Consider the following 12,254-nt stretch of genomic DNA (forward strand, 5'->3'; position numbering starts at 1 on the left):
ACAAAACAAGACGGATGACAAAAAACTTATCATCCGCCTTACTTTGTAAAGTTGATTTCGAATACTTTATGTCCCGCACTTTCAGCATTAAAGCTGCTATGCCATAGTTATCCCTTATTTTCCGGATAAACTTAATCTTTATTGCCCTTCCTTCTCCATATTCCGCAGGGAATTCCCAACATTTCCATGCATGGTCACGCAGACCATATTCGCGATTTCTTCCGGGGCTTCCTTCATTCCTCTCTTGATCCAGTCAAGCATGACACCTACGAAACTGTATTTGTAAAAATCCGCAATAAATTTCTTCTGTTCCTCTGTAACCATCAGGTTCTCGCTCTGCTCTTCCACCACTCCTTCGATCAGCTGATAGGTCAGGCTGTACAGATAATTTTCCACCTGCTCTCGTTTCACAGAGCGATATACATTCAAAATAAATGGTTTATTTTCCAAAACAGCCTCAAAAATCTGCTGAAGCCCTTCCTGCCAGGTGTCGTAGGTCTTTTTTCCCTGCAAAGCCCGGGAAGCGTCCTCAATACAGGACCATTCTACCAGGTCATAAATGTCTTTAAAATGATAGTAAAAAGCCATTCGGCTGATTCCACAGTCTGTAGTCAGGTCGCTGATGGTGATCTTGTCCAGAGGCTTCTGAAGGAGAAATTTCTTCAGAGACTCTTCCAGTGCATTTTTTGTGATATTGTTCATTCAGATGTGCTCCTCCTGATAATATTTATTTTGCAGTATGGCATCATGCAATACATGAGGTCTGTACAATTTCTAGAGCGTGTTTGAAAAAGGCATTCTGCAAGATGTATGTCACAATTTGTGGGAGATTTTGCCCGGATGAGGGCACCGTAGCGGACTACGACAATCGAATTCGGACGAAATATACCGCAATCTGCAGGCTCTAAGAATTTTATAAAGCCTTTTTGAATTTTTGTCAACAGGAGCACTATGGAAAAAGCAGCTTTCACACCATTTTCGCAAAAATGCATGGGAAAAGCCCCCTTTCGTGGAGGGCACATAAAGTGCTTTTCCAGAAAGGGGGCTAAGGGGAAGCCTTATTTCATTATATCTTTTTCATCTTTCTTTTTGAGAAAAATGATAAGAAGGATTGCAGCGGAGGCTGCGAAGAGCATGAATGCAAGCTGGGTAAGAGGTGAATCGTCACCGGTCTTGACGCCATTTGTTGTAACTGCCCTGTCCTCTGGCTGCTGTGTGACCTGAGGAGCCTGGGTGGGCTCTGCAGGAGCTTCTGTAGGTTCCTGGGCCGGCTCTGCTGTCGGTTCCGGTTCTTCCTTTCTGGATGTGTTGATAATAAGGACTGTTGCATCTTCTGATGTCTCAGAAAGTGTTACAAAGCCGTCATTTATTTCCACATCATATTCAAAGGTTTCGTTCAATGCTACCGGTGTACCATCTGCTGTAACCTCCGTTACATACAGTTTTATTTCTTCGCCGCCTACAGGAACTGTAACTTCTGTTTTTGCTGTTGCAGTGGATTCACCGTCCATAACAAGCGGAACAATGTTCTGGCTTACGCCGTCTGCAAGCTGTGTACAGTCTTCATCTTTGAAAATTCCTGCATAGAAGGTCTCTTCAGATTTCAGGTCTTCGCCGTTTTTCTTAACAACTGTCTTATTAATTGTGATGGTTTTCACAATATAGTACTCGTCTGGCAGAAGCAGGAACTGATTATCAAACTGGAACTGTGCTGCTGTTCCGTTCTCCGTAATCTCTACTTTATTGCCTGCCTGATACTGTGCTACATAAGAACCATTGTTGTAGGTACCCTCTGCAACAACTTTGCCTTCTGCGTCGGTCTCTGCTACATAGTAGGTACCGCGTTTCAGCTGGTCAAATGTTACCGAAGAGGTTCCCTGATTTTCATCAAAGTGAATCATCTTTGTATTAGCTGCCTTCTGAGTCATTGCCTCGTCGGAGAACAATGTCACATAGAAGTCTGCTGCACGGACTGCAAGGAGTTCACCCTGGATATTTGTAAGCCGTTTAGTTACTGTAATACTGCAATTTGCCGGATCTTCTGTTGGAACTTCTTTCTCATCTTTGCCTTCCGGTTTCGGGGTGTCGGCCGGATTCTCCGGTACGTCACCTGTTGCGGTTGCTGTATTGAGAATGGATTTTCCAAGGTCAGATTCTTTCACCTGATAGGTGTAGGTTACGGTCTTTGCCTCTCCTGCTTCCAGGATGCCAAGGTCAAAGCTCTGGCCTTCTGCAAGCTGGATTCCTTCCAGACTGTCTGTAATCTTCACATTTGTGAGTTTCACGTTTCCGGTATTGGTTACAGTTACGCTGTAGGTAATGATGTCGTTCAGGTCTGCTTTTCCTGCTTTGTCCTTCTGGGTTCCATCTGCTGCTGTGATGGAAACAATGTCTTTCTTCACTTCAAGCTTCGGATTTTCTACCGGGTTATCCGTGTTGTCTTCTGGCTTCTCGCCATCTGGATTCTCTGGGTTTGCAGGAGTTCCTACTGCTGCGTTACTGATTGTATTGCCTTTATCTGCTTCCTGTACCACATAGTCATAAGTGATGGTTGCTTCTGCTTTTGGTGCAAGGCTGCTGATTGTGAAAATTGTTACCTTTCCATCCTGCTTACTGTCTGCGCCCTGGATGTTGGAAATTGTTCCGGCTGCATTCAGAGTATCTGTGATCTCTACATTTTCCAGAGTCTGGTTTCCTGTGTTGGTCACGATGAGGGTGTAGTGGATGGTTTCGCCTGCTTTGAACATTCCGTTTTCGTGAGTGCTCTCACTGGATTTCTTGGTAAGTGTATAGCTTCTTACCGGGTCAACGGTGGTTACTGTATCCGTGTTTTCAAATGGCTTACCGCCCTCGAATTCCACTTTTACCGTATTTACAAAGCTTCCGTTGGCAATGTCTGCCTCTGTAATTTTATAGGTTGCTGTTGCTGTAACAGTTTCACCTGCAGGAACCTTCTCAACTGTGAGAACGTTCGGAGTCTCCTGCGGTGCACCTTCGATCACAACACCAGGAAGTTCAATGATCCTTACGGTTTTCGCTTCGTCATAGATATTCTTTACATTGATTGTAAAGGTAACAGTCTCATCCAGATCATAGGTTTTATCCTCATGGGTCTTGGTTACAACCTGGCCTGGATCTACCGGATCTTCTTCACTTCCGTCTGTAACCTTCAAAAGTCCTGCAAGAAGAATAATGGAATAGTTCTTTGTCACATCCTGTGCTTCTGTCTCGCTGCCCTCAGCTTTCTGGCTTGCTGCATTTGCAAAAATCTTCAGATCTGTGATCTTATTCTCGCTTTCGCCAACCAGTGTCTGGCTTCCTTCTACATGTGCGATTTCCTGCTGGCCATCTGCCAGAGTTCCATCTGCCAGTTTCCATGTAGGAGCCGTAAGCTCCTCGCCGTCATATTTCTTCTCGCCGCTGTCAGCCTGGAAGGTTACCTGGCGTCTGGTGATTTCAAGAGCTCCGTCCTCCACCTTAAACACAACGTTTGTAAAGTTCGGGTTGATGTTCTGGAAATCTTCTGCCTTCAACTCCATATCGTAGATTCCGGCATCTGTTCCTTTTACCTCAGCATTTCCAGTGAATGTGAAATCTTTGTCAGTATACAGCTTGTTACTGATGTCTGCTACAGTGTAGCCGGTAACTGTTTTCTCTGTTCCGTCATAGACTTCTGTACCACTGTTTTCTTTCAGTGTTACCACAACCTGATCTGTTACAGGTGTAACAAGCAGGCTGCCATTCTTAGTTTCAATGGTGTAGTTGTCAGCGTTGGTATTTTCATTCAGCTTATAGGTGAATGTATTCTCGCTGTCACCTACAGTTGTCTGGGTTCCTGTTACATCATAGGATGCGCCTTCGCCCTTGACAAATCCATCGCCACTTACCGTTACATCCTTTGCTGTTAACTCTGTTCCATTGTAAACCTTCTGGGCACTTGCACTGGTAAGAACCAGATTACGTTTTTCGATTACAAGAGAGCCATCAATTACATGGAAGGTAACTTTTGCAAAGTTCTTATTGGTATTTGTGAAGTTCTCTTCACTCAGCCCCATCATATAAGTATCTGCATTTGTTCCTTTTACAAGAGCTATACCATCAAAGTTGAAATCACTTTCTTTATACAAAGGACTGGTAATGGATACTGTGTAGCCTTCTACCGTTTTCTCTGTTCCATCGTACTTCTGAGTGCCTTTGTTACCTGTGATTGTTACCACTACTTCATCTTCGCTAGAGGAAACAGTAAGGATTCCTTCAAATGGTGTGATGTTGTAGTTATCCGGTTTGGTATTATCTTTCAGCTCATAGCTAAAGGTATTGTTGCTGAAGCCTGCCTCTGTCTGACTTCCGGTTACGTTGTATACTGCACCTTCTCCTTCTGCGAAGCCGTCACCGCCAACTGCCACATTGTCATTGGTCAGCGGCTTTCCATCGTATGTCTTGCTGTCTGTTGCGCTGGTCAGAGTCACATCTCGTCTGGAAATATTCAGAGTTCCGTCTACGATTTTGAAGGTAACACTTGCGAAGTTATGGCTTATGTTGTTAAAGTCAGATGGTTTCAGTTCCATGTTGTAAATGTCTGCATCTGTTGCTTTAATAACATCATTTCCACTAAATGTAAAGTCATTTTCTGTATACAGTTCATTGTCTATTGCTACGTCATAACCGGTTACTGTTTTCTCAGTGCCATCATATTTGGCGCTGCCACTGTGTTCGGTAATGGTGACAATTACGTTATCTGTAACCGGGGTTACTTTAAGGGTTCCCGGAGTAGTTTTGATATTGTAGTTGATTGCCTTGGTGCTGCTGTTCAGTCTGTAAGTGAATTCATTATCACTTGATCCTGCATTTGTCTGGCTTCCGGTTACATCATAATCTGCGCCTTCTCCAGGAACAAACTGGTCACCTGCGATCAGAATGTGATTCTTAGTCAGCGGAGTTCCGTCGTAAACTTTCTCGTCAGAACCACTGATCAGTTCCACATCTCGTTTGGTAATCTCAAGCTGTCCGTCTACAATTTCAAATACTACATTTGCAAAGTTTTTATTCTTGTTTGTAAAGTCTTCTGCTTTCAGATTCATCGGATATGAACCAAAGTCAGTTCCTTTCGCTGTGGCATCTCCGCTGAAGGTGAAATCAGTTTCTTTATAGAGGGTGTTGTCAATTGCTGTGTCATAACCTGTAACAGATTGTTCCGCTCCGTTGTATTTCAGGGAAGCGCTGTGCTCTGTGATGGTTATGGTTACTTCGTCAACAATTGGAGTGATCCTGAGGGTTCCAGGTTCATACTTAATATCGTAGTTTTCCGCTTTATAGCCAGTTTTCTGAGTAAAGGTAATTTCATTCCTTACATCCTTATCACTTACATTTAAAGCACTTCCAATTGCTTTGACATCAGACACTTCGCCATTTACGAAGCCATCCCCACCTATAGTTACATCCGGACGGATTAATGGAGTTCCATCGTAAACCTTAGCAGCACTCTCGCTGGTAAGAGTTACAGAACGTGGGATAACCTCTACATAACCATCCGTAACTACGATTGTTATATTTGTGAAATTCGGATTTCCATTTGCGAAAGCGTCTGCCTTCAATCCCATAAATGTGGTTCCTGCATCTGTTCTTTCTGCAAAAGCACTGTCATTACCAATGACTTCAATATCGTCTTTTTGGTAAACACCAGATGTGTCTTCCACAATATTGATAACATAGCCTTCTGCCACTTTCGGAGTGCCATCATATTTCTCACTTACATGATTTCCAATGATTTCAACTTTTACTTTTGTGGTAACCGGGGTAATTGCAAGTTCTCCCTCAACCTGTTCAATGGCATAATTATCTGCATTGAATTTTCCTTCAACAGGTGTAAAAGTAATTGTGTTTGGTTTTGGACTGTCGGCTACATTTGTAACGCTGCCGATTGCTTTGATATCTGTTACTTCACCATCTACGAAGCCACTTCCAGTTACTGTTACATTTGAATTGGTTAATGGGGTTCCGTCGTAAATCTTGCTGGCACTGGCGCTGGTGAGGAGTACAGAACGTTTATTAATCGTTACAGTTGCTTCTCCCTGAACGGATTTGTAACCATACAGGCTCGCCTCAAATTTCACAACTGCCGGAGTATCTGCCACATTCCTGTATTCAGGTGATTTGTCCAGATCATATGCATTTGTCTTTTCATTCCAATATTTGACTGTTATATTTGGATTCTCAATTTCTGCATTTTTAATCCGTGCTGTCGCTGTTACTCCATAGCTGTTTCCATCGTATTCCTTTACTACATCTGCTGCACTTACTGTCAGACCATTTTCATTTTCGAAGATGGTAAAGTCTGCAGGGATAATAGTAAAGGTGTAGTTGGTATATTCTTTTTCCAGAGCTTCTTTGCTGTTCTGGATACTCAGCACATTCTCATGAACCTTTATAGTATCGTCTCCTGCATCACTTCTGATTACTGCAAGATCAAGATCTTTAAGCTCATCTCCTACACTGTTTTCCAATATTGCCAGTTCGAAAGCAGGATCTGGATTTCCGTATACCTTGCTGGACTCTTTGGCTTTGATGGTTACCGGGCATCTGGCAATTTCAAGAGTTCCATCTACAATTACAAATTTTACATTTGTAAAGTTTTTGCTGATATTCTCGAAATCCGCTGCCTTCAGTTCCATATTGTAGCTTCCTGCATTAGTTCCTTCTATAACCGCATTTCCGTTGAAACTAAAATCTTTTTCAGAGTACAGCGTATTGCTGATATTCGTTACATCGTATCCTGTTACGGTCTGTTTGTTTCCGTCATAAACACCTGTACCGCTGTGTTCTGTGATCGTAACTACAACCTCGGTGTCAACTGGTTTCACTTTCAGTTTTCCAAATTCTTTTTGGATTTCGTAGTTTCCTGATTTGGTATTTTCTTTCAAAGTATAATCAAATACATTGTCCGATTCTCCTGCTTCTGTCTGTGATCCTGTCACTCCATAGGAAGCAATACCTTCTCCTTCTACGAATTCATCTTCTCCACCAACTACAATAGTGTCATTCGTCAGTGGAGTTCCGTCATAGAATTTTTCGTCCTTTGCACTTGTAAGTGTTATTTTACGCTGTGTAATACTTATCTTTGCTTCTACTGCAGGTCCCACATTTCCATTATTAACAACACGAACCTTTATTACAGTAGTTCCGCAATCTTTATATTTCGGAAGATTGGTAAAATTGTCATTGAGATCAGTCCACTGACCGTCTCCAATCTGATATTGAATCACATCTCCATCAATACCAGGCGCTGTAATAGTGATGGTATGCTCCTGACCATTGTACTTGCCAGTGTAATCCTCTACAGAAGGAGACGCTCTGTTATAATAAACTTTAAGAACTAAACTGCCGCCTTTTACTACAGCACCACTACGTTCGATTTCTCCACTTACACAGGTAAATCCAGTATAACCTTTAGGCGTCGCAGTTACCCATGCACCAATCTTTTCTGCACCCTGAAGTTCAAATTCTTTCTTATAGTAAGTTCCATCTGGATTCTGCAGCCAATGTTCTACTGTGTATGTTGCTTCTGGGGCTACATACGTGAAAACGATCTCAGTAGTCTGGCCTTTAATTGCCTGTACTACCGCCGGAGAAGTTAACTGATAACCCTCGAAAACCTTATATACAACAGTTTTCATATTATCAGTTGTGGTCACAGACTCTGCTGTTCCTATTTCTTTTCCACTCTCATCTACATAGCGAATCGTATAAGTCCAGCTTTCAAGCGGTTTATAGATGAAAACAATCTCCTGTTTATCATTGTTTATAATTACACTCTTTGAAAGTTCCTGCGGATAGTAGGCGTCTATAGGCTGCGCGTTTACACTTGCATTTTTTCCTTTCTCAATGCTCTGTGCTTCGCTTCTCCATAATTCCTTTCCATCTACATCCTTTGCTACAATATAGTAAGTGATAATATCAGAACTTTTCCATTTCGCATAAAGGGTCTGATCTTTTACAATCTGTGACTCTTTTACAAATTTGTGAGTAAAAGATTCATCTGTGTACCAACCGAGGAATTCATCGCCTTCTTTAGTTGGTGTTGGTAATGTATCTCCAAGTGTCTGACCTTTGGTCACTGTCAAAGTTGACTCAGTTACTGTTCCACCATTTGGATTAAAAGTTACTGTGTATGTTGGGGCTTCCCATTTGGCATATAATGTGATGGTATGAGATGGCATTTCTATTTGCCAGTTAAATTCTGTACCCTCTTCACATGCCGGTGATGTATACCAACCAGCAAAAATGTAATCTCTGTCTACGTTTGCTGGAGGCTGTACATCTTTATCCAATGGTTTATAACCGGAGACATTGGCTTCAAATTTTATACTTGCATCCGCAACACCGGTACAATTTTCAAAATGAAGGGCATAGGAATTACGAGAATAATATAAAAACGCACCGTTTCTGGATTTTCCAGTTACTTTATCCTTAAATGACGATTTATTTTTTACGTAATTTCCGCCATCTTTGTACCACCCATAGTTTAATGAATCATTCATATCAAAAGAAAATCCATCTATGGGCTGAGCATCCTCACTTGTTAAATGAGAATACGATATATTATAGCTTTGATATTCTTTAATCTTTCCATCTATCGTTTCTATATAATATACGATATCTGAGCCTTCTTGTTTTTTAAATCCATACATAGACAGATTTTTTGCTGGCATATTGGAAAAATTTGTATAATACGTGCCCCCGCTAGAAGTTGTAGCCCATTTCTTCTTTGAATGCTTTTCATCATTCCACTGATCAGAAACATCCTCTCCATATCGCGCTGAAATTTCTAAGTTATTGTCTGCTTTCCAATCAGTTGGATTTCCAAAATAATCTCGTCTTTGTGAAACATAAAATTTTATTATATATGTCTTTCTGTTATAATAAATATTCTTAACAGCCAGCCCATCGGCTGTAACCTGAATATCTCCTTTATTCTTTTCTACAGCAGGTTCAAATCCCTCATAGCGATTTTTTTCTACGCTATAGGAAATATTTTTTCCAACAACATCAGTACCAGCAACTATGTCCGCTTCGCCATTCTTGTTCTTAGCCATCTCATATGTTCCTGGAGTTTCCAATGATTCCTGCCAGTAAATAATTCTGTATGCAGCTCTTGTATTAATTTCCCATTTCGCTGTTACAGTAGTGTCTTCTGCCGGCATCGTTGCAGGGCAATTAGCCCAGCCTTTAAATGTATATCCAAGCTTAGTTGGCTCTTTCGGCAGTGTTATAGAAGCACCATACAGGATATCACTTGGCTCAACATAACTTCCACCGTCTGTATTCCAGGTAAGACGATAGCTATTTCTGTCATATTTAATTTCAACGACAGTAGAACCGTCCGCATTTACTTTTGCCTGATTCACCTCTTGTGAGGTAAAGCCTTTATATGCTCTCGCTGCAGCTACAGTTGTAGTTCCTGTAGTACCGTCAATTGTTTCACTAGCATCTTCTGTATACGTTTTTCCATCTGTATTTTGAAGCAAATGCTTAACTGTATAAGTTGTTGCAGTTCCTGTATAGGTAACTGTAATTGTCTGATCTGTCTCTACTTTTCCACTAAAAGTTACTGTTGACTGGTCAACACTAAAGCCCTCTAACTGAGGTGAAGTAATCGTATTCTCATAAGTTACACCTTTTTCTAATTCAGCTACCCATGGCTGCGCTGCTACAGTTCCATCTGTGTATTGATAAATAATCTGATATTTTACCTTTGCACCAATTTCAGAATACTGAGCTGTAACTTCCATATCTGCTGTTACATTACTGAAATCTTTATCCCATCCGATAAAACGATAACCATCTTTTTCAGGTGCAGCAGGTGCTACTGCAGCTTTTCCACTTTCTATCTGCTGAGTAGTTAAGGTATGGAAGGTTCCGTCCTTATCCTCGTATTTAAATACAACTTCATAATAAGTAATAACGTTCTGTTCATGATCTGTTTCATCAAGCATTAATAATGCGATATTATTCTCTGCAGCTGGTGGCTCTGCCACTGGCTCCTGAGCTACTGCTTTGTATGTAACAGTAACTTTCTCATCTTTTGTTACCGCCAGGATCTCGTAGAGACCATCTGCATTTTTCTGAATATCTGCCTGAGTGTCTGCAAAGCAAACATGGTCTACTTCATATCCATCGTTTGCTTTAACAGAAAAAGCAAAACTTTCATTTTCATTTACTTCTTTTCTGTAAGAAGAAATATTCTCCACCGGAGCCCCTTCGCCGCGAACCTGGATTTTTCCAAAATCTGCTGCGTGCTCGTCGAAAGTTACATGATAAAGAATTTCTTTCGCTTCTTCTGAAGGTTGGCTTTCCTGAGAATTCTCGGCTCCATTTTCGACATTAGTCTGGTCTTTATTTTCCCCAGAGTCAGATGCAGCAGGCTGCACTTCTGGTTTACTCTCTTCCTGGCTATTGTTCTGGGCAGGTTCTGGCGTTTCTGCCACTGTCTGACCCGTCGGTTCCGCTGGCTTTTCTGCCACTGCCTGCGCTGCCGGTTCCGCTGGTGTCTCTGCCACTGCCTGCGCTGCCGGTTCCGCTGGCTTTTCTGCCACTGCCTGCGCCGCCGGTTCCGCTGGCTTTTCTGCCACTGCCTGCGCTGCCGGTTCCACCGGCGTTTCTGCCACTGCCTGCGCTGCCGGTTCCGCTGGTGTCTCTGCCACTGCCTGCGCCGCCAGTTCCGCTGGTGTCTCTGCCACTGCCTGCGCCGCCGGTTCCGCTGGTGTCTCTGCCACTGCCTGCGCTGCCGGTTCCGCTGGTGTTTCTGCAGCCGGTGCCGATTCCTGAACTGCCGGTGATGCAGACTCTTCAACCTGAACCTCCGGCTCCTGAGCCTGCTCTTCTGCAACCACAGCTGTATTATCAGCCACATAATTCTCAGCGGTGGTCATCACTGTATTCTGCCCGATCATTGCTACAGCCAGCAACGTTGCCATCGCTCTCCTGAACTGTAAAAACTGCTTTTTCCTCATAATGCTTCCTCCTTTTCGCAACCTTTTTTTGTTGGCAGTTGCTTAACAGTTACTGTCCACTGATAACGTTTTGTATAATCTAAAGCGAACAATAACATTAAAACATTTGAGATCCAGTGAACATTTACGGTCCTTCACCGGATGCTCCGGAGCGTGCTTGAAAAAGACTTTCTGCAAGGATTACGGGAATGATTTTTCAAACAGGCTCCAGCCTGTATGGCACTGTGAGCCATACGGCTAAATCTCTACTATGTTTCAATTATAGCACCTCCTTTTCCACTATCCTGATTTCGGGGAATGAACTGCACGCTTAGGGAACGAAATGCACAAAAATTTACGAAAATGTGCATCTCATATTCGTAACTAAGGACAGATATCCGCCTCCGAACTTATATATGCATATATTTTCTGAAATATTCATCGCTATCCTGGAATATATTTGAAAAGTGTTTTCTAAAAGATGTGCATCACAATTTGTGGGAGAACATCCTCCACTTTACAAGAAAAACGCTCAATGCTACAATATTCCCCAGATATTTGACAAAAAAAGCCCCTGTGGGGGAATACATAAGGAGAACACCATGGAATTAAAGCTTGAAAACGGACGTCCCGCAGATACCACGGGCAGACTTGAAAAAGAGATACGTACTTATGATTTTCTTGATGCACTTCAGGTGCCTTATCAGAGGATTGACCATGAAACTCTGATGACCATTGAAGCTTGTAAAGATGTGGATAAAGTGCTTGATGCAGTAATCTGCAAAAACCTGTTTCTCTGCAACCGCCAGGAAACGAACTTCTATCTGCTACTCCTGCCAGGCGACAAGAAGTTTAAGACAAAGGAAGTATCTTCCCAGCTTGGCGTTGCCAGACTTTCCTTCGGCAATGAAACTTATATGGAGAAATTCCTTGATATCACACCTGGTTCTGTCAGTATACTTGGACTTATGAACGATAAGGAAAATCATGTGCAGCTGCTTATTGATGAAGACCTCCTGAAGGAACCTTACATCGGCTGTCACCCTTGTATTAACACATCCAGCCTGAAAATTAATATGAAAGATATGATGGAAAAAATTATTCCGGCTATGAAGCATGAACCGATTTTTGTGAAATTGGGACAGGAAGAATAAAATTGCAATTAACTAATTTGTATGTTACCCTTTCTTCCATTATGCCCAAAATAAAACAGACAGATACACATTTTAATCATGTACCCGCCTGTCTCATTTCAGTCTTTATTCA

The 12,254-nt window shown here is 42.2% G+C and carries 5 protein-coding genes; 2 read left to right on the plus strand and 3 right to left on the minus strand.

Features of this window, described 5'->3' with window-relative positions; all coding sequences use genetic code 11:
• Positions 1–138: 138 nt before the first annotated feature.
• Complete coding sequence (locus tag AB5642_RS01960; protein ID WP_173716464.1) at positions 139–702, minus strand: TetR/AcrR family transcriptional regulator; 564 nt, start codon at positions 700–702, stop codon at positions 139–141.
• Positions 699–842 (minus strand): DUF6783 domain-containing protein, encoded by a 144-nt coding sequence (locus AB5642_RS01965; protein WP_334285842.1) that lies wholly within the window; start codon positions 840–842, stop codon positions 699–701. Before AB5642_RS01965 ends, AB5642_RS01960 begins: the two co-directional genes overlap by 4 nt.
• Between AB5642_RS01965 and AB5642_RS01970 the strand changes: the two genes are divergently transcribed.
• The gene (locus AB5642_RS01970; RefSeq protein WP_334285841.1) at positions 807–908 is read left to right on the plus strand and encodes a DUF6783 domain-containing protein; all 102 of its coding nucleotides are present in this window, start codon (positions 807–809) and stop codon (positions 906–908) included. The genes AB5642_RS01965 and AB5642_RS01970 overlap by 36 nt on opposite strands.
• 150 nt (positions 909–1,058) lie before the next feature.
• Here the strand turns inward: AB5642_RS01970 and AB5642_RS01975 are convergent, their stop codons facing one another.
• Complete coding sequence (locus tag AB5642_RS01975; protein WP_173718025.1) at positions 1,059–11,009, minus strand: InlB B-repeat-containing protein; 9,951 nt, start codon at positions 11,007–11,009, stop codon at positions 1,059–1,061.
• 581 nt (positions 11,010–11,590) lie between these two features.
• Between AB5642_RS01975 and AB5642_RS01980 the strand changes: the two genes are divergently transcribed.
• A complete protein-coding gene (locus AB5642_RS01980; protein ID WP_118577811.1) occupies positions 11,591–12,142 on the plus strand; it encodes a prolyl-tRNA synthetase associated domain-containing protein in 552 nt (183 codons plus the stop codon).
• The last annotated feature ends 112 nt before the right edge of the window (positions 12,143–12,254 follow it).

The sequence above is a fragment of the Ruminococcus sp. 1001136sp1_2201st1_G3_2201SCRN_220225 genome, from assembly GCF_040924365.1.
In the GTDB taxonomy this organism is placed as follows: domain Bacteria; phylum Bacillota; class Clostridia; order Lachnospirales; family Lachnospiraceae; genus Blautia_A; species Blautia_A faecis.